Source organism: Janibacter cremeus, from assembly GCF_013409205.1.
Taxonomy (GTDB): domain Bacteria; phylum Actinomycetota; class Actinomycetes; order Actinomycetales; family Dermatophilaceae; genus Janibacter; species Janibacter cremeus.
This window is the reverse complement of record NZ_JACCAE010000001.1, coordinates 1,051,308-1,069,976: the sequence shown is the minus strand read 5'-3', so window position 1 is coordinate 1,069,976 and position 18,669 is coordinate 1,051,308. Positions and strand designations below refer to the sequence as shown.

Below are 18,669 nucleotides of genomic sequence, written 5' to 3'. Positions count from 1 at the left end.
CCTTGCCCGATTTCTTCGGAGACTTCACCGGTCCGTAGAATGGTGTGCAGCGACGCCCCGCCACCACGTGGCCGGCGGTGTCACCCCCTTCGTCCGACGACGGGGGCCGGAGCACCAACGAGAGCAGAAGGCATCACTCATGCGCACGTACACCCCCAAGGGTGGTGAGATCACCCGTCAGTGGCACATCATCGACGCCACCGACGTCGTGCTCGGCCGCCTCGCGAGCCAGACCGCCACGCTGCTGCGCGGCAAGCACAAGCCGACCTTTGCCCCGCACATGGACATGGGCGACTTCGTCATCATCATCAACGCGGACAAGATCGCGCTGACCGGCGCGAAGGCCGAGCAGAAGCGCGCCTACCGCCACTCGGGCCACCCGGGCGGTCTGTCCTCGATGAACTACACCGAGCTGCTCGAGAAGCACCCGACCCGCGCGGTCGAGAAGGCCGTCCGCGGCATGCTCCCGCGCAACAGCCTCGGCCGTGAGCAGCTGGGCAAGCTCAAGGTGTACGCCGGTGCCGAGCACCCGCACGCCGCCCAGCAGCCGACCCCCTACACGATCTCGCAGGTCGCGCAGTAAGCGCTGCCGAGAAGGAATCAGAGGCATTTATCGTGGCTGACACCACCGACAACCCAACCGAGGTCCTCGAGGGCGACGAGCCCGAGCTGAGCTCCTACACCTCCGAGTCCGACGGTCCGGTCGCCGCCGGCGAGCCCGTGGCCCGCCCGACCGCGTCCGCACCCGGCGCCGGGACCGGCCGCCGCAAGCAGGCCATCGCCCGCGTTCGGATCGTTCCGGGCACCGGCGAGTGGAAGGTCAACGGGCGTTCGCTCGAGGAGTACTTCCCGAACAAGGTCCACCAGCAGATCGTCAACGAGCCGCTGACCGCGCTCGAGCTCGACGGCGCCTACGACGTGCTCGTGCGCGTCCACGGCGGTGGCCCCTCCGGCCAGGCCGGTGCCGTCCGTCTCGGCGTCGCCCGCTCGCTCAACGGGGTCGACCCCGAGCTGAACCGCGCGACCCTGAAGAAGGCCGGCTACCTCACCCGGGACGCGCGCGTCCCGGAGCGCAAGAAGGCCGGTCTGAAGAAGGCCCGCAAGGCGCCGCAGTACAGCAAGCGCTGATCTGCAGCTCTGCACGCGAAGGGCGGTTCCCACCTGGTGGGGGCCGCCCTTCGTCGTGCTCGTCTGCCGACGGTGGTCACGTGAGGACACGCACACCCCGACACGACCGGGAAGTGCGGGTATGGCCGGGAAACCTGAGCATGACCACGCCACAACCCGGCCCTCACGCCACTGCCCGGCCCGCACGCCACGACCCGGCCCTGGGGTGACGGCCGTTCCTGGGCCTGGTCCGGTTCGACCTACCGCGGTCCGGCCCGCCGGCCGGGTATCGTGACGAGCCTGCCCGCAGACCCTGATCCAGGATCTTTTTCCCACGGAAGGTAGCCCGACCATGCCCCGACTCTTCGGCACCGACGGTGTGCGCGGACTCGCCAACGGCGAGATCATCACCGCGGACTTCGCCCTCCGACTCGCCCAGGCGGCCGCGCGTGTCCTGCGGGACCCCGAGGGTACGGAAGGCAGGCGCCCCGTCGCCGTCGTCGGACGGGACCCGCGGGCCTCGGGGGAGTTCCTCTCCGCGGCGGTCGTGGCCGGTCTGGCCAGCAGCGGCATCGACGTCTTCGATGCCGGCGTCGTGCCGACTCCCGCGCTGGCCTTCCTCACCGCCGAGATCCACGCCGACTTCGGGGTCATGCTCTCCGCTTCCCACAACGCCATGCCGGACAACGGCATCAAGTTCTTCGCAGTCGGCGGACACAAGCTCCCCGACGCTGTCGAGGACGACATCCAGAGGGCCATGGACGAGGAGCCGGACCACCCGACCGGCATCGACGTGGGTCGGGTGACCTTCATGGAGGACGCCGGGGCCCGGTACGTGCGCCACCTTCTCGACGCCGTCGAGCCGGACCTGAAGGGCCTCACGGTCGTCATCGACGCCGCTCACGGCGCCGCCAGCGAGGTCTCGCCGGAGGTCTTCCGCCTGGCTGGTGCGCAGGTGCACGCCATCGGTTCCCGTCCCGACGGGTTGAACATCAACGACGGCTGCGGCTCGACCCACCTCGAGGAGTTGCAGGCCGCCGTCGTGGAGCACGGAGCCCACCTGGGCATCGCCCACGACGGCGACGCGGACCGGTGCCTCGCCGTCGATGCGAGCGGCGAGCCGATCGACGGGGACCAGATCATGGCGATCCTCGCGCTCGCGCTGAAGGAGCAGGGCGAGCTCGCCGGGGACACCCTCGTTGCGACCGTCATGAGCAATCTCGGACTCATCCGCGCCATGGAGGCCGCCGGCATCGACGTCAAGCAGGCCGGGGTGGGCGACCGCTACGTCCTCGAGGAGATGCGTCGGGGCGGCTACTCCCTCGGTGGGGAGCAGTCCGGCCACGTCATCATGCTCGAGCACGCGACCACGGGCGACGGTGTCCTGACCGGTCTGATGCTCGCGGCGAGGGTCGCCGAGACCGGTCAGTCGCTGAGGCAACTCGCGGCCGCGATGACCCGGATGCCACAGGTCCTGATCAACGTCAAGGACGTCGACAAGGACCGCGTCGACGGTGACGCGGGTGTGCGGTCGGCCGTCGCCGACGAGACCTCCTCCCTCGGTGAGGAAGGGCGGGTCCTGCTGCGCAAGTCCGGCACCGAGCCGGTCGTGCGGGTCATGGTCGAGGCAGCGACCGAGGAGCGCGCCCGGACCACGGCCGATCGTCTGTCCCTCGTCGTCCGGGAGCGCCTGGCCCTGTGACGGGACCGGCGGGGCCGCGTCCGCCGGCGGTGGCCCGCCGGATCAGACTGCCGGGACGTCGAAGTAGGAGTGCCGGGTGAGTGCTCGGTCGTGCTCGTCGAGGACGAAGAAGTCGCAGAAGCCGACGCGCGCCGCACTGCCGTCCTTGAGCGTGCCCTCGAAGCGGCCCCGGACCGCGACCTGGTCGCCGTCGACGAGCAGGGCATCCAGGATGTGCTGACCATCGGCGATGACGCGCTCGCCCCCGTAGAAGGCGGCGAGTGAGTCACGCCCGACCATCGGGGCGTAGCCGGGCCGGTGGTAGACCGCGTCGTCGGTGAAGCAGTCGAGCACCCCATCGACGTCTCCGGCGTCGACGCGCTCGTAGTAGCGACGGACCGCGTCTGCGGCGCTCATGCGACGACCTGCCGACCCAGGGCAGCGGATGCCCGTTGGAGGGCCGCGGCCAGCGGCGTGATCTCCTGCGTCTGCGCCGTGGCGAGGAGCTCGCCGACGCGCTCGCCGATCCGGTCGACCGCAGCCAGGGTCTCTCCCTCGCTCCAGCCGGAGACGCCGCCGTGGACCTGGACGACCCCGCCGGCGTTGGCGACGAAGTCGGGGACGAAGGTGACGCCGGCCTCGCGCAGGGCCTGCGCACATCCCGGCTCGTCGAGGGTGTCGTTGGCTGCTCCGGCGATGATCCTGGCGGGGATGCGGGCGACGTTGTCGCGGGTGACCACGCGGGCGACGGCACACGGTGAGAAGACGTCGGCGGGGTGGAACGGGGCCTGCTCCGGGTCGATCGCGGCGCCGCCCAGCTCGTCGGCCAGCGCCTCTGCGCGGGCGGTGTCGACGTCGGCGACGGTCACCCGGGCCCCGTCCGCGTGGGCCAGGCGCGCGACCTCGGCGCCGACGCTGCCGACGCCCTGGACGACGACCTGCGCCCCGGCCAGACCCCCTTCGCCGTGGTGGTGGACGGCTGCAGCCCGCATGGCGGCGTGGACGCCCCGGGCGGTGAAGGGGGAGGGGCTGACCTCGTCGCAGAAGGCGCGGGCACCACCCTCGTCGCGGATGGCCTGCATGTCCTCCAGGAGGGTGCCCATGTCGACGCCCGGGATGTACGTCCCCGCTGTACGGGCGATCATCTCGCCGAAGCGGGCGAAGAGGGCGCGGCGCTGCGGCGACCCGGGGGCGGGAGCCTCGCCGTCGAGCATGACGACCGACTTCCCGCCGCCGTAGGGCAGCTCGGCCAGAGCGTGCTTGAGAGTCATCGCGGCCGCGAGGCGCTGTGCCTCCCGCGCAGCGGCGGTGGTGGAGGGGTAGGCGCGGTAGCGCACTCCACCGAAGCCGGGGCCCAGCGTCGTGTCGTCGATGGCGATGATCGCCCGCAGGCCGGTGCGCTCGTCGCGGCAGGTGATCGTCTGCTCGCTCGCCCACGGCTCGGCGATGCCGTCGGATGTCGGGGTGGGGGTCGTGACTGTGGTCATGGACCCATGGTGGCAGGGGTCGTGTGACCCCCATCACGAGGGTCGGTGGCTCAGAACTTCTGGTTGAGCAGGCCGGTGTCGACGTCGTAGACGAAGCCCCCGACCTTCGCGCGCTCGCCGATGAGCGGGTGGGTCCGGACCCCGGCGACATCCTGACGCAGCGCGTCGACCTGGTCGTGCACGACGTGGAATCCCTGCCACGAGGCGTCCTGGCCGGCGGAGGCGCCGACCTTGGCCCGGAACTCGTCCTCGGTGGCGCTGCCCATGGCGCACCGGGTGTGCGGGATGATGAGGATCCGCTCGACCTTCAGCAGGTGGACGCCCAGGACGAGGGCCTCGAGCGCGGCGGAGGTGACGCGTCCACCGGGATTGCGGAAGATCTTGGCGTCCCCGGGCTTGAGGCCGAGCATGCCCAGCGGGTCGATCCGGCTGTCCATGCACGTGACGATGGCGACACCGGCGTGCGCGATGCCATCGAAGCCGCTGAGCTCGAAGTGCTCGGAGAAGGTCTGGTTGGCCGACAGCAGGTCGGCGAAGTCCTCAGGTGCGGAGGCGGTTGCGGGCATCAGATTCCTTTCGACGTTGTCCTTGCACAGTAGTCCCGACCCGATGACCGTCGCCGGGGCGTTCGTGAGCGCTTCGTCACCCAGAACTCGCCCTGACGTCGTGCGGAGCCCGTCACGGAATCGTCCCGACACGAAATCGTGAGGCTGTTGGTGTGTCATGGACCACTCCGGCGGTGTAGACAGTCTTGTGGGAGGCGACGTTCAGCGACTCGTCGCGTCCGCGGACGAAGGGAGCGACGTGGAGACACGACGAGGACGCCGGGTCGCCTTCGCGGCCGCCGTCGCCACCGCTGTGGCACTCGGGGTCTCGGCCTGCGGCGGGGGCAGCAGCGCCAGCGGCAACACGCAGGTGACCTGGTGGATCAACCCCGACGGTGGCGGTTCCGACCCCGAGGGCGGTGGGCAGGTCCAGCTGGCCAAGGAATGCACCGACAAGGCCGACGGTGCCTACACGATCGACTTCCAGCAGCTTCCCAACAGCGCCAGCGACCAGCGCCAGCAGCTGTTGCGCCGGCTCGCCTCGAGCGACGAGGGCGTCGACATCATGTCGATCGACCCCGTCTTCGTCGCGGAGTTCGCCGAGGCCGGGTTCCTGGCCGAGGTGCCGACGGACTTGAAGTCTGAGTTCACCGAGGGCGTGGTCCCCCCGGCGGTCACCAACGCGAACTGGAAGGACACGATGTACGCGGCGCCCTTCTGGGCGAACACGCAGTTGCTCTGGTACCGCAAGTCCGTCGCCAAGGAGGCCGGGCTGGACATGAGCAAGCCGGTCACCTGGGACCAGCTGATCGAGGCCGCCAAGAAGACCGACTCGCAGATCGGCGTGCAGGCCTCTCGCTACGAGGGCTACATGGTCTGGATCAACGCCTTGGTCGAGGGGGCCGGCGAGCACATCGTGCAGAACCCCGGAGCCCCGGGGGAGGAGTTGGAGTTCGGGCTCGACACGGAGGGTGGCAAGGAGGCGGCCGCCGTCATCCAGAAGCTGGCGGATGCCAAGGTCGGGGGCCCGGCGCTCGGCTCCACCGACGAGACGACCTCGCTGGACATGTTCCAGAACGAGCAGGCCGGCTTCATGCTCAACTGGCCCTACGTCTACGCCGCGCTGAAGGGTGCCGAGGTCGACTGGATCGACGACTTGGCCTGGACCCGCTACCCGCAGACGGTTCAGGGCGAGGAGTCCAAGCCCCCGCTCGGCGGCATCGAGATGGGCGTCAACGCCGCCTCGGACGACAAGGACGCCGCGTGGGACGCGGTCGCGTGCCTCACCTCGGCGGAGAGTCAGAAGACCTACATGCTCGGCACCGGCAACCCAGCGGCCCGGACCGAGGTGTACGACGACTCGGAGATCCGCGAGCAGTTCCCGATGGCCGACCAGATCCGCAACTCGCTGGCCGACTCGGGCCCACGTCCGCTCACCCAGTACTACGGTGACGTCTCCTCGGGGATCCAGCGTGTCTACAGCCCACCCGGGTCGGTCGACCCCGACACAACGCCGCAGCGGGCCGAATCGCTCCTGCAGGCCGTGCTGAAGGGAGATGCGTTGCTGTGAGTGCCTCGACACCCACCCAGGAGCGGGCGAAGGGGGCGAAGGCTCGCCTGTCCGACCGCTCCCGCAGCGAGCAGCGTCTGGGCTGGAAGCTGGCGATGCCGGCCTTCGTCGTGATGGTGCTGGTCACCGGGTACCCGATCCTCCAGGCCGTCTGGAACAGCTTCTTCGCCTACCGGCTCACCGACCCGGACAACCGTCACTTCGTCGGCCTGAACAACTACCTCGTCTCCCTCACCGACCAGGTCTTCTGGTCGGCGATGTGGATGACCATCCTCGTCACGGTGATCACGGTCGTGGTCGAGCTCGTGCTGGGATTCATCATCGCCCTGACGATGCACCGCATCGTCATGCCGCGGCGCACCCTGCGCACGCTGGTGCTCATCCCGTACTCGATCATCACGGTGGTCTCCGGCTTCACCTGGCTGTACGCCTTCAGCACCGGAACCGGCTTCGTCAACCAATGGATCCAGTGGATGCCGGGGATCGACGCGAGCTACAACTGGTTCGGTGGTTTCTGGTCATCGCTCTTCGTCATCTCCCTCTCGGAGATCTGGAAGACGACGCCCTTCATGTCGCTGCTCCTCCTGGCGGGCCTGGCGCAGGTCGACACCTCGATGGAGGAAGCGGCCAAGGTCGACGGAGCATCGTGGTTGCAGACCCTGATCAAGGTCATCCTGCCGAGCATGAAGGCGGCCGTCATGGTCGCGCTGCTCTTCCGCACCCTCGACGCGTTCCGCATCTTCGACAACATCTTCATCATGACCGGTGGAGCCAACGACACGAGCTCGCTGTCGATGCTCATCTACCGCCAGACGATCGACCGCACGGAGATCGGGTTGGGATCGGCCCTGTCGGTGATTCTCTTCCTCTGCGTGCTGGTCATCGCGGCGGTCTTCGTCAAGGCCTTCAAGGTCGACCTCGCGGAAGGGAGGGGCTGACATGAAGCAGTCGGCCAAGGGAACCGGCATCTGGAGCGTTCTGGCCATCCCGATCATGCTCTGGACCGCGGTCCCGCTGCTGTGGATGCTCTCGCTGTCGCTGAAGAGCGCCGATATGCTCGCTGACCCTGACGCGAGCGTCCTGGGCAACTTCTGGCCCAAGGACCCGACGCTGGAGAACTACAAGCTGATCTTCAGCGGCGGCGCGAGCGACCTGTTCATGCCGGCGTTGCGCAACTCGCTCATCGTCTGCCTGCTCGCGACCCTCATCTCGGTCGTCCTCGCGATGTTCTGCGCCTATGCGATCTCCCGGCTGGAGTTCAAGGGCAAGAAGATGATCCTGGTGACCGCGCTCGCGGTCAGCTTCTTCCCGGTGGTCGCCATGGTCACGCCGTTGTTCGAGATCTGGAGCAAGACCGGGCTCTTCGACACGATCCCGGGCCTGGTCATCCCGTATCTCGCGCTGACCCTTCCGCTGTCCATCTGGACGATGTCGGCCTTCTTCCAGCAGATCCCGTGGGAGATGGAGCAGGCCGCACAGGTCGATGGCGCGTCGAGTTGGCAGGCCTTCCGCAAGGTCATCATCCCGCTGGCCGCCCCGGGGGTCTTCACCACGGCGATCATCACCTTCTTCATCGCGTGGAACGACTTCGTCTTCGCGATCTCGCTCACCTCGGACCGGGCGCGCACCGTCCCTGCCGCGCTCGCCTTCTTCACCGGGGCGAGTCAGTTCGAGCAGCCGACGGGCGCGATCATGGCGGCCGCGGTCGTCGTGACCATCCCCGTCGTCATCCTCGTCCTGGTCTTCCAGCGCCGCATCGTCGCCGGCCTGACCTCGGGCGCCGTCAAGGGCTGACCCCCGCCTTTTCGAAACAGGAGAACCCCATGGCTGAGATCACCTTGAACAACCTCGTGAAGAAGTACGGCGACGGCTTCCCCGCGATCAACGACGTGAGCCTGGACATCAAGGACGGCGAGTTCATGATCTTCGTCGGACCGTCCGGCTCCGGGAAGTCGACCCTGCTGCGGATGGTCGTGGGGCTCGAGGACATCACCAGCGGTGACCTGCACATCGACGGCAAGCGGGTCAACGACCTCTCGCCGAAGGACCGCAACCTGTCGATGGTCTTCCAGAACTATGCGTTGTACCCACACCTGACCGTCTTCGAGAACATCGCCTTCCCCCTTCGCCTGGCCAAGGGCAAGCACCCCGAGAGCGAGATCAAGGAGAAGGTCAACAACGCCAGCGCCCTGCTCGAGCTCGACGAGCACCTTCAGCGCAAGCCGAGCAACCTCTCCGGTGGCCAGCGCCAGCGCGTGGCGATGGGGCGCGCGATCGTGCGCGACGCGGACGCCTTCCTCTTCGACGAGCCGCTGTCCAACCTCGATGCGAAGCTGCGCGGCCAGATGCGCACTGAGATCGCCCGGATGCAGCGACGACTGGGGACGACGACGATCTACGTCACCCACGACCAGACGGAGGCGCTGACCCTGGGTGATCGGGTCTCGGTGCTGAAGAAGGGCGTGCTGCAGCAGGTCGCGAGTCCTCGCGAGCTCTACGACCAGCCGCTCAACCTCTTCGTCGCCGGCTTCATCGGCACGCCGCCGATGAACTTCATGCCGGCGGAGGTGCGCGGCGACGAGCTCGTGCTGCCCTTCTGCACCGCGCCGTTGCCGGCGATGGCCAAGGAACGACTCACCGATCAGGACCTGCTCATCGTCGGCATCCGGCCGGAGCACATCAAGGACGCCGATCTCGGTGACGCCACGGCCGACGGCGTGCGCTTCGACGCGGTGATCGACCAGACCGAGTGGTTGGGCAACGAGCAGTACGCTTACGTCCCCTTCGACGTCGAGGGCAACGTCAAGGCCAAGCTCGACGAGCTCGACAAGGACCTCGACGGTGAGGGCATGCGCACCCAGATGGTCGTCAACCTCGACCCGCGCTCGCGGGTGCGTGAGGGCGACGTCGGGCACTTCGTCTTCAACCCGTCGCTGATGCACGTCTTCGATCCGGAGTCGGGGGACTGCCTCACCCGTGACGACGAGGCCGCCGCGGAGATCGCCCGCCAGTCCGAGGAAGACCGCCAGCGGGCGCTGCGTCGCGCCCGTGAGCGCGAGGCGGAGGCAACCGCCTAGGGCGTGTCTGCCAAAGATCGGCGTTCGGGTGCGTCAGCGTGGATCTCATGGTTCGTGATGGCGTGATCAGCAACGAGTTGTGGGATGTGGTGGAGCCGGTTCTGCCGACGAATGTGGGCAGGCGGGGACGTCCGTGGAATGACCACCGCACGACGCTGGAAGGCATCATCTGGCGTTTCCGTACCGGGTCGCCGTGGCGCGATCTGCCGGCAGAGTTCGGGCCGTATCAGTCTGTGTGGCAACGGCATCGGTTGTGGTCGATCGATGGGACGTATGAGGCGATGGTCGCTGCGGTCCACGAACACGCGGGGCTCGGCCACGAGGACCTGGAAGCGATTCTCTCGATCGACTCCACCAGCGTGCGAGCCCACCAGCACGCGGCCGGCGCCCGCCATGACTCGGTCGTCACGGACGCGCAGGAGGACACAGGGGGGTCATTCGAGTTACACGAATTCTCGGATCGTGCCCGGGGAGCCGCCTGACCATGCGCTGGGTCGTTCTCGTGGCGGGTTGACCACGAAGATCCACGCGCTGTCGGACCTGACATGCACTCCGGTGATGGCGCTGCTGAGCGCGGGACAGGCTGGGGACAACCCGATGCTCACGCCGCTGATCGACGCCCTGGCCGAAGCCGGGCACGGGATGGACTTCCGGCTGCTGGCGGACAAGGCGTACTCACACCCGAGCACCCGGGCCTACCTGCGAGACAAGCGGATCAAGCACACCATCCCTCAACGGCGCGACCAGATCACTCAGCGCAAGAACAAGGGCAGCAAAGGCGGACGACCGCCAGGCTTCGACGCCGGAGCGTACAAGCAGCGCAACACCGTCGAGCGATCCTTCAGCCGGGCCAAGCAGTGGCGCGGACTGGCCACCCGGTACGACAAGTACGCCGTGACCTACCTCGGCGGCGTACTCCTGGCCATGGTCATCCTGACCCACCGGGCAGCGAGATAGCAGACACGCCCTAGGCGGATCGCACGAGCCCGGGCCGTGGCGAAGGGAGAGTGCTGCGGGAGCAGGTCAGCGAGCGGGGCCGATACCCAGCTCGACCCGGGTCGGCGGTTGGGCGCCGACCCGCGTGACCGTCACTGCAGAGGCGTCGATGCCGCGCTGGATGGCAGGCACGAGAGTGCTGCTCCGGGCCTTCCGCAGCCGAGAGCGGGCTCCCGGGCCGCCGAGCAGGCCGGCATCGAGCAGGCCGGACAGCAGGCCGGACATGAAGGCGTCCCCGGCGCCGACCGTGTCGGCCACCTCGACGTCGGTGCCGGGCAGGGAGACCAGACGACCGGAGGGCAGCACGGCCACGGCGCCGCTCTCGCCCCGGGTGCAGACGACCAGTGGCGGCCCCAGGTCGCGCCAGGCACGCAACCACTCGGCGAGATCGTCCTCGTCGAGCGGCCGCCCGGCGAGCCACTCGAGGTCCGCGTCGCTGGCCTTGACCACGTCGCTGACCAGGACGCGTCGCTCGACCTCGTCAAGGGCCCGGTCGTGGTCGGGCACCAGCGAGGCGCGGATGTTGGGGTCGTAGGAGACCGTGCCGAACTGACGCCCACCACCCATCGCCGCGAGCACGTCGAGCCCGCCCGGGCGCATCAGCGCACCGTAGGACCCGGCGTGCAGGTGGCCCGTCCGCTCGGGCAGCTCGGGCACCCGCCAGGTGACCTCGAACTCGTACTCGGCCTGACCGTGCTCGTCGAGGGTGGCGGTCGCGACCGGGGTGTCCTCGGCGCGGTCGCTGTCGGGGACCAGGGTCACTCCGGTATCGGAGAGGCGCGCCCCGATCGCTGCGCCGTGCCGGTCACGACCGATGTGCGTGGCCAGGGAGACGGCATGGTCCAGCCGGGCGAGGCCGACGGCCACGTTGAGGGGGCTGCCACCCACGTGCTCGGCGCTCGCGCCGTCCGGGCCACGGAAGACGTCGATGAGCGCCTCGCCGATGACCAGCGTCGGTCCTGTGGCTCCGCGACGTCCGGGCATGGTCAGGCGGACAGCTGCGGGGAGAGTCGCTGGACCTTGGTCAGGTTGTGGTGCGCCTCGACGATCCTGGTGGTGCCGGACTTGCTGCGCATGACGAGGGACTCGGTCGTGGCGCCACCGGGGCGGTACCGGACGCCACGCAGCAGCTCGCCATCCGTGATGCCGGTCGCGACGAAGAAGCAGTTGTCGGTCTGCACGAGGTCGTCTGTCGTGAGGACCTGCTCCAGATCGTGGCCGGAGTCGATGGCGTGCTGGCGCTCGTCGTCGTCGCTCGGCCACAGGCGACCCTGGATGACGCCCCCGAGGCACTTGATCGCGCACGCGGTGATGATCCCCTCGGGGGTGCCACCGACACCGAGCAGCATGTCGATGCCCGTCTCGGGGCGGGCGGCCATGATGGCGCCGGCAACGTCACCGTCGGAGATGAAGCGGATGCGGGCACCGGCGGCACGCACCTGCTCGGCGAGCTCGGAGTGTCGCGGACGGTCGAGCATGACGACGGTGACGTCCGCTGGCTGGGTCGACTTCGCCTTGGCGATCCGCCGGATGTTCTCGGCGACGGGCAGACGGATGTCGACGGTGTCGGCCGCGGCGGGGCCGGTGACCAACTTGTCCATGTAGAACACGGCGCTGGGGTCGTACATCGTGCCGCGGTCGGCGACGGCCATCACGGAGACGGCGTTGGTCATCCCCTTGGCCGTGAGGGTGGTCCCGTCGATCGGGTCGACGGCGACGTCGCAGGCGGCGCCCTGGCCGTCGCCGACGTTCTCGCCGTTGTAGAGCATCGGGGCCTCGTCCTTCTCGCCCTCGCCGATGACGACGACGCCGGACATGCGCACGCCGGAGATCATCGAACGCATGGCATCGACGGCGGCGCCATCGGCGCGGTTCTTGTCGCCGCGGCCCACCCATCGCCCTCCGGCGAGGGCGGCGGCCTCGGTGACCCGGACCAGCTCCATCGCCAGGTTGCGATCGGGGTGCATGACTCCGGTGCTGGGGGCGGCGGGCGTGCTGGTCTGGTCCATGGTTCTCCTCCGGCGTGGTCCTCGTCGCGAACGAGCCTATCTGTCGCTCCGAGAGGGGCGTGCGACCATGTCATCCATGAGTTCCACGCCCGGCGAGCACGCCGAGTCCGCCCACCAGTCGCAGCGACCCGTCGAGCCGACGCCGGCCGAGATGGCTGCGCAGCAGGGCGTCCCGGCACGTGGGGCGAGCCACTACGCCAAGGGCACCGCGGCGAACATGATCCGGTCGATGGCCGTCATCATCGCGATCGCGTTCGCGCTGTACTTCATCTCGGGCCGCACCAACGGCGAGGCACCCGACACCGTCGACGTCGTCGGGACGGCCCAGCACCATGCCCAGCAGTCGGGTCACCCTTTCGCCTACCCCAAGGGCCTTCCGGACGGCTGGGCCCCCAGCACCGTGCGGTACGCGGGCGCGTCGGGCGCCATGACCTGGAACGCCGGGTACACCACTCCCGACGACGCGTTCGTCTCGGTCAAGCAGGCTGCCGACCCCGGTGAGGAGTGGCTCGCGGCCCAGACCCACGACGGCGGGGCCGCTGGCCAGCTGACGACTGACGACGGCCGGGAGTGGGGCAAGCGCACCGCCGACGGCTCGGCCCAGCGCAGCCTCGTGCTCGAGCCGAAGTCACCCGACGGTCTGACGACGGTCGTGACCGGGTCCGGCAGCTGGTCGCAGCTCGAGGAGTTCGCCGAGCACCTCGTCCCCGCGAAGGTGACCAAGGCCAGCACCTCACCCGCCACCTGATTCTCGGGTAGCCCGGAAATCCCCCTCTTCGCAAGAGTCTTGAACTCATGCGAAGTCGGGGTTTGTCTTGCTCAGCGGTCCACGCAGCGGTGACGGCACTACTCGACGGTGGGGTGGTGCCCTCGGCGACGGAGATGCGCACGGCGACGCGGTGCAGGCGACCGGTCACTGCTCGGTGTCGGATGCTCCCTCTGGCGAGAGACTCGCCTCGGCCTTGTCGAGCCAGGCCTCGCAGTGCGCGGCGAGCGACTCGCCCCGCTGCCACAGTCGCATCGACTCCTCGAGGCCGGCCTGGCCCCCTTCGAGCCGGGCGACGAGGTCGATGAGTTCCTGGCGCGCCTCCTCGTAGGTGAGGTCGGCGACGTCGGTCTGCTCCTGCTCTGCGGCCATGGCGCCCACTCTAGGCGCGGCGGCCGTCACGAGTCGGTGACCCGCACCGCGAAGTCTCCGTCGGCCACCGTCACGCGCAGCAGGTCGTCGACGACGAGGGGCCCGCGAGACGCGACGACCTCACCCTCGGGCCGTTGGACGATCGCGTACCCGCGCTCGAGCGTGGAGGCAGGAGAGAGGACCCGGACCTGTGCGCCCAGGTGGGTGACGCGGTCACGCTCGCGGTGGAGTTGTCCCTCCACCCGGCCGTGGGCACGCCGGTGGAGGGACTCGATGACCTCGCGCTGGGCCCGCACGAAGGCGGTGCGGTCCGCGAGCACGGGCCGGGAGGTCAGCTCCGCGAGGCGGTTGCGCTCATGTTGGACGAAGCCCGCGAGACTCCCCCGCGCGCGGGACCGGGCGTCCGCGATGCCGGCGCGCTCGGCAGCGGCATCGGGGCAGACCAGCTTGGCGGCGTCCGTCGGCGTCGAGGCGCGCACGTCGGCCACCAGGTCGAGCAGCGGGGTGTCGACGTCGTGGCCGATGGCACTGACGACCGGGGTCCGAGCGCCGGCGACCGCGCGGACCATCGCCTCGTTGCTGAAGGGCAGCAGGTCCTCGACGGAGCCGCCGCCCCGCGTGACGATGATGACGTCGACGTCATCGATGGCATCGAGCTCCGTGATGGCGGCGCTCACCTCCGCCACGGACTGAGGACCCTGGACCGGGACCTGCCGGATGGCGAAGGGCAGCCCGGGCCACCGGCGATGGGCGTTCTCGATGACGTCACGCTCCGCGGCGCTGGCCCGTCCGCAGACGAGACCGACGCGTCGTGGCAGGAAGGGCAGGGGGCGCTTGCGGGAGGCGTCGAAGAGGCCTTCCGAGCGCAGGTTCTGCTTGAGGTACTCGATCCGGGCGAGCAGCTCGCCGACTCCGACGGGGCGCAGCTGGCGCACGTCCATGGTCAGTGAGCCGCGTTGCGTCCAGTAGTTCGGCTTCGCCTGGACCACGACCCGGGCGCCCTCGGCCAGCGGGGTGGGCATGGCGTCCAGGGCGGTGACCCGCACCGAGCAGGAGAGGGACATGTCGACGTCGGGGTCGCGCAGGGTGAGGAAGGCGGTGCGGGCTCCGGGGCGCACCCGCAGCTGGACCACCTGCCCCTCGACCCAGGTCGTCGACATCCGGTCGATGTACTCGGCGATCTTCATGCTGAGCACACGCACAGGCCACGGGGCCTGGGCAGTGGTGTCGGCGGCCTTCTCAGGCAGCGGTGTGCTCATGATCGCCCTCCTGTCCCTGACACTGTCCGGGACAGTCAAACAGGTCACCCCGACGGCGGTGCGGGGGAGGAGCCCACCATCAGGGGGTGTTCAGGGCTCTCGCCTACCATGGCTGACATGACCACCAGTGCATCCACGTCCGCCGCCTCCGACGCCGGGCAGAGCACCAAGCGAGTGCTGCTGGCCGCCCCCCGCGGGTACTGCGCCGGAGTCGACCGCGCCGTCGTCTCCGTGGAGCGAGCTCTCGAGCTCTACGGCCCGCCGGTCTACGTGCGCAAGGAGATCGTCCACAACAAGCACGTCGTGACCACGCTGGAGAAGCGTGGCGCCGTATTCGTCGAGGAGACCGACGAGGTCCCCGAGGGCGCCACCGTCGTCTTCTCTGCCCACGGCGTCGCGCCCGTCGTCCACGACGAGGCCAAGGCCCTGAGCCTGAAGACCATCGACGCGACCTGCCCGCTGGTGACCAAGGTGCACCGCGAGGCGGTCCGCTTCGCCGATGGCGACTACGACATCCTGCTCATCGGCCACGAGGGCCACGAGGAGGTCATCGGGACCTCCGGTGAGGCCCCCGAGAACATCACCCTCGTCGAGAGCCCCGACGACGTGGCCAATGTCGAGGTCCGCAACCCGGACAAGGTCGTCTGGCTCTCCCAGACGACGCTCTCGGTCGACGAGACGATGGAGACCGTCCGCCGGTTGCGGGAGAAGTTCCCCGCGCTGCAGGACCCGCCGAGCGACGACATCTGCTACGCCACCCAGAACCGCCAGTTGGCGGTGAAGCAGATGTCCCCGGACTGCGACCTCATGCTCGTCGTCGGCTCGCGCAACTCCTCCAACTCCGTGCGCCTCGTCGAGGTCGCCATCGACCACGGGGCCCAGGACGGGCACCTCGTCGACTACGCGGACGAGATCGACGAGGCATGGCTCGAGGGAGTACGTACCGTCGGTGTCACCTCCGGCGCCTCGGTCCCCGAGATCCTCGTGCGCGGTGTCCTGGACTACCTCGCCGAGCGCGGGTACGCCGACGTCACTGCGGTGAGGGCGGCCGAGGAGTCGCTGATCTTCTCGTTGCCGAAGGAGCTGCGCAAGGACCTCAAGTCGGCCGGCATGGACGACAAGATGAAGCACGACGCGGCATCGACCGAGGACGCCGGGCAGTTGCACTAGGGGATGTGCCCTCGCTCACGTCCGTGAGATGTTGGGTCCATGAGCCTCGCAACCGATCGTTACCGTCAGGCCCGTGACCACCTGCTCGACCTGCGTGGTCGGGCAGGTGAGGCGCGGGAGCAGTTCGTCTTCCCCGACGTGGGGGAGCAGTTCAACTGGGCCGTCGACTGGTTCGACGCCGTCGCCCGGGGCAGCCGTCGCCCGGCTCTGGTCCTCGTCGAGGAGGACGGCTCGTCCGTCGAGGTCACCTTCGACGAGATGGCCGTCCGCTCCGACCGGGTCGCCGCTTGGCTCGCCGGGCAGGGGGTGACGAAGGGCGACCCGGTGATCGTGATGCTCGGCAACCAGCTCGAGCTCTGGGAGACCATGCTCGGTCTGATGAAGCTCGGGGCCATCGTCATGCCGACGACCACCGCAGCCGGGCCGGCCGATCTGACCGACCGGATCACCCGCGGCGGTGCGACCTTCGTCATCGCCAACGCGGGCGATGCCGCCACCTTCGCGGACGTCCCCGGAGAGTACGGCCGGATCAGCGTCGGAGATGCCGAAGGCTGGTCCGACATCCGCTCCGCGCAGGAGAGCGACGCCCCGCCCGCCGAGCACCCGGGCACCACCCCGGGTGACCCGCTGCTCTACTACTTCACCTCGGGGACCACCTCCCGGCCCAAGCTGGTCGAGCACACCCAGGCCTCCTACCCGGTGGGGCACCTGACGACGGCCTACTGGCTCGGTCTGCAGCCCGGGGACGTGCACCTGAACATCTCCAGCCCGGGTTGGGCCAAGCACGCGTGGTCCAACTTCTTCGCGCCGTGGATCGCCGAGGCGACGATCTTCGTCTACAACTACGCCCGCTTCGACGCGTCGGCGTTGCTGCAGCAGCTCGTCGAGCGTGAGGTCACGACGTTCTGCGCCCCGCCCACCGTGTGGCGCATGCTCATCAACGCCGACCTCTCCGCGGGTCGTCCGAAGGCGCTGCGCGAGGTCATCGGGGCCGGTGAGCCACTCAACCCCGAGGTGATCTCCCAGGTGGACAGGCACTGGGGCCTGCCACTGCGCGACGGGTACGGGCAGACCGAGATGACGGCGGCCGTCGGCAACGTCCCCGGCACCAAGGTCGTCCCCGGGTCGATGGGCCAGCCGTTGCCGGGCTACCCGATCGTGCTGGTCGACCCGATGTCGGACGCGGTGGTCGATGGCGTCGGCGAGGGCGAGATCTGCATCGACCTCGCTCGGCGGCCCGTCTCCCTCATGAAGGGCTACCTCGGGGACGAGGAGCGCAACGCCGAGGCGACGAAGGGCGGTTTCTACCACACCGGCGACGTCGCCTCCCGTGACGAGGACGGCTACATCACCTACATCGGGCGGACCGACGACGTCTTCAAGGCCAGCGACTACAAGGTCTCGCCCTTCGAGGTGGAGTCGGTGCTCATCGAGCACCCTGCCGTCGCCGAGGCCGCGGTCGTGCCGGCCCCGGACGAGGTGCGCCTGGCCGTGCCGAAGGCCTACATCATGCTGGCCCCCGGCCACGAGCCCGACGAGGAGAGCGCCAGGGCGATCCTCGCCCACGCCCGCGAGCACCTCGCTCCGTGGCAGCGGGTGCGCCGTCTGGAGTTCGCTGAGCTGCCCAAGACGATCTCCGGCAAGATCCGGCGGGTCGAGCTGCGGCATCGCGAGGAGGGCCTGGCCACCGGCGCCGACGACGTGGAGGTGTACGGGGACGGTCGCGAGTGGCGCGACGACATGTTCCCGGAGATCAAGGGCTGACGCCCCCGGGTCACAGCCTCGAGCCGATCGCCTCGGCCACCCTCTGGGTGGCCGAGGCGAGTTCGGCCTGGGCCACCTGATCGATCTCCTCGTTGCGGAACGTGATCGCGACCGCGGCGACGGGGTGACGATCGCGGTCGCGTACGGCGGAGGCCACCGACGACAGCTCCGGCTGAATGCTGCCCACCTCGAGTGCGTACCCGCGCGCCCGCGTCGTGACGAGCTCACGCCGCAGCGCCGAGGGGGTCTCCGGTCCGCCATCGACCATCACCGCGGCCGAGGGGTAGAGCGCCGTCACCTGGCGTCGGGGAAGGGCGGCCAGCACGGCCAGACCGCTCGCGGTGAGCGTGGCCGGCAGGCGCACCCCGACGTCGGTCACCAGCGACGGGCGGCCGGCGGCGCGCTCCTCGATGACGTACAGCACGTCACGGCCGGTGAGCACTGCCAGGTGGGCGTTGTGCGTCGTGGTGTCGACGAGGCGCTCGACGTGCGGTCGGGCGAGCCGCTGCAGCGGGTCCTGCCGTTGGTACCCGGCACCGAGCTCGTGCACCGCCGACCCCAGGCCGTAGGCACGGTCCTCCGCGTAGTGCACGACGTAGCCGTGCTCCACGAGCACCGTGAGCAGGTGGTACGTCGAGCTGCGCGGCAGCCCGAGCGCCCGCGCCAGGTGCGCTGCAGGGACCGGCTCGGCGCGACTGGCCAGGTGCGTCAGGGCACGAAGGGCGTGACCCGCCGCCGTTGCGTTGGCCATGAACGGTCCTCCTTCGTTGCGTTCGGGCGTTCGGGTGCGGTGCCGTGAAGCGGGCGAAGGGAGGGGTTTGGCCCGACTCAGGCCACAGTCCGCACCGTGCACCTGGGCGAGCGGT

General features: G+C 69.4%; 18 protein-coding genes and 1 pseudogene. 11 read left to right on the top strand and 8 right to left on the bottom strand.

The features are described from left to right. Positions 1–139: 139 nt before the first annotated feature. The 3 genes from rplM to glmM all read left to right on the top strand — a co-directional run bounded on the left by rplM (position 140) and on the right by glmM (position 2,809). Positions 140–583: a 50S ribosomal protein L13 gene (gene rplM / locus BJY20_RS04925; protein ID WP_185990508.1), complete on the top strand. Its 444-nt coding sequence runs from the start codon at positions 140–142 to the stop codon at positions 581–583. 32 nt (positions 584–615) lie between these two features. After that, positions 616–1,128, top strand: coding sequence for a 30S ribosomal protein S9 (gene rpsI / locus BJY20_RS04920; protein WP_343062781.1), 513 nt, complete (start codon positions 616–618; stop codon positions 1,126–1,128). Positions 1,129–1,459: 331 nt separating this feature from the next. After that, positions 1,460–2,809: a phosphoglucosamine mutase gene (gene glmM, locus BJY20_RS04915; protein ID WP_185990507.1), complete on the top strand. Its 1,350-nt coding sequence runs from the start codon at positions 1,460–1,462 to the stop codon at positions 2,807–2,809. Between the two features lie 42 nt (positions 2,810–2,851). Here glmM and BJY20_RS04910 read toward each other — a convergent pair whose 3' ends face one another. Genes BJY20_RS04910 through BJY20_RS04900 form a run of 3 tightly spaced genes read right to left on the bottom strand, consistent with a single transcriptional unit; the run spans position 2,852 to position 4,841 of the window. Next, positions 2,852–3,205 (bottom strand): nuclear transport factor 2 family protein, encoded by a 354-nt coding sequence (locus tag BJY20_RS04910; RefSeq protein WP_185990506.1) that lies wholly within the window; start codon positions 3,203–3,205, stop codon positions 2,852–2,854. After that, entirely contained in the window at positions 3,202–4,275 is a 1,074-nt protein-coding gene (locus tag BJY20_RS04905; protein WP_185990505.1) for a Glu/Leu/Phe/Val dehydrogenase, read from the bottom strand. Before BJY20_RS04905 ends, BJY20_RS04910 begins: the two co-directional genes overlap by 4 nt. A 50-nt stretch (positions 4,276–4,325) precedes the next feature. Beyond that, complete coding sequence (locus BJY20_RS04900) at positions 4,326–4,841, bottom strand: beta-class carbonic anhydrase (protein ID WP_185990504.1); 516 nt, start codon at positions 4,839–4,841, stop codon at positions 4,326–4,328. A gap of 238 nt (positions 4,842–5,079) precedes the next feature. Between BJY20_RS04900 and BJY20_RS04895 the strand changes: the two genes are divergently transcribed. The 5 genes and pseudogenes from BJY20_RS04895 to BJY20_RS04875 all read left to right on the top strand — a co-directional run bounded on the left by BJY20_RS04895 (position 5,080) and on the right by BJY20_RS04875 (position 10,424). Continuing rightward, positions 5,080–6,390 carry an extracellular solute-binding protein gene (locus tag BJY20_RS04895; RefSeq protein WP_343062780.1) on the top strand — a complete coding sequence of 437 codons (1,311 nt, stop codon included), beginning with the start codon at positions 5,080–5,082 and terminating at the stop codon, positions 6,388–6,390. Then, a complete protein-coding gene (locus BJY20_RS04890) occupies positions 6,387–7,328 on the top strand; it encodes a carbohydrate ABC transporter permease (protein WP_425484121.1) in 942 nt (313 codons plus the stop codon). Before BJY20_RS04895 ends, BJY20_RS04890 begins: the two co-directional genes overlap by 4 nt. A 1-nt stretch (position 7,329) precedes the next feature. Next, the gene (locus tag BJY20_RS04885; protein ID WP_185990502.1) at positions 7,330–8,184 is read left to right on the top strand and encodes a carbohydrate ABC transporter permease; all 855 of its coding nucleotides are present in this window, start codon (positions 7,330–7,332) and stop codon (positions 8,182–8,184) included. Positions 8,185–8,213: 29 nt separating this feature from the next. After that, positions 8,214–9,467 (top strand): ABC transporter ATP-binding protein, encoded by a 1,254-nt coding sequence (locus tag BJY20_RS04880; RefSeq protein ID WP_185990501.1) that lies wholly within the window; start codon positions 8,214–8,216, stop codon positions 9,465–9,467. Positions 9,468–9,514: 47 nt separating this feature from the next. Then, positions 9,515–10,424: pseudogene (locus BJY20_RS04875) on the top strand (IS5 family transposase). 66 nt (positions 10,425–10,490) lie between these two features. Here BJY20_RS04875 and BJY20_RS04870 read toward each other — a convergent pair. Together BJY20_RS04870 and glpX are read right to left on the bottom strand one after the other, a co-directional pair. Next, positions 10,491–11,447 (bottom strand): PfkB family carbohydrate kinase, encoded by a 957-nt coding sequence (locus BJY20_RS04870; protein ID WP_185990500.1) that lies wholly within the window; start codon positions 11,445–11,447, stop codon positions 10,491–10,493. A gap of 2 nt (positions 11,448–11,449) precedes the next feature. Beyond that, positions 11,450–12,472: a class II fructose-bisphosphatase gene (gene glpX / locus BJY20_RS04865; RefSeq protein WP_185990499.1), complete on the bottom strand. Its 1,023-nt coding sequence runs from the start codon at positions 12,470–12,472 to the stop codon at positions 11,450–11,452. Between the two features lie 76 nt (positions 12,473–12,548). Between glpX and BJY20_RS04860 the strand changes: the two genes are divergently transcribed. After that, entirely contained in the window at positions 12,549–13,220 is a 672-nt protein-coding gene (locus BJY20_RS04860) for a DUF4245 domain-containing protein (protein WP_185990498.1), read from the top strand. 165 nt (positions 13,221–13,385) lie between these two features. Here the strand turns inward: BJY20_RS04860 and BJY20_RS04855 are convergent, their stop codons facing one another. After that, positions 13,386–13,610 carry an exodeoxyribonuclease VII small subunit gene (locus BJY20_RS04855; protein WP_185990497.1) on the bottom strand — a complete coding sequence of 75 codons (225 nt, stop codon included), beginning with the start codon at positions 13,608–13,610 and terminating at the stop codon, positions 13,386–13,388. Between the two features lie 26 nt (positions 13,611–13,636). Next, complete coding sequence (gene xseA, locus BJY20_RS04850; RefSeq protein ID WP_185990496.1) at positions 13,637–14,869, bottom strand: exodeoxyribonuclease VII large subunit; 1,233 nt, start codon at positions 14,867–14,869, stop codon at positions 13,637–13,639. A 117-nt stretch (positions 14,870–14,986) separates the two neighbouring features. Between xseA and BJY20_RS04845 the strand changes: the two genes are divergently transcribed. After that, the gene (locus BJY20_RS04845; RefSeq protein ID WP_185990495.1) at positions 14,987–16,039 is read left to right on the top strand and encodes a 4-hydroxy-3-methylbut-2-enyl diphosphate reductase; all 1,053 of its coding nucleotides are present in this window, start codon (positions 14,987–14,989) and stop codon (positions 16,037–16,039) included. Between the two features lie 39 nt (positions 16,040–16,078). Further along, the gene (locus BJY20_RS04840) at positions 16,079–17,803 is read left to right on the top strand and encodes an AMP-binding protein (protein ID WP_185990494.1); all 1,725 of its coding nucleotides are present in this window, start codon (positions 16,079–16,081) and stop codon (positions 17,801–17,803) included. A 10-nt stretch (positions 17,804–17,813) separates the two neighbouring features. Here BJY20_RS04840 and BJY20_RS04835 read toward each other — a convergent pair whose 3' ends face one another. Further along, positions 17,814–18,554 carry an IclR family transcriptional regulator gene (locus BJY20_RS04835; RefSeq protein WP_185990493.1) on the bottom strand — a complete coding sequence of 247 codons (741 nt, stop codon included), beginning with the start codon at positions 18,552–18,554 and terminating at the stop codon, positions 17,814–17,816. Positions 18,555–18,669 lie beyond the last annotated feature (115 nt).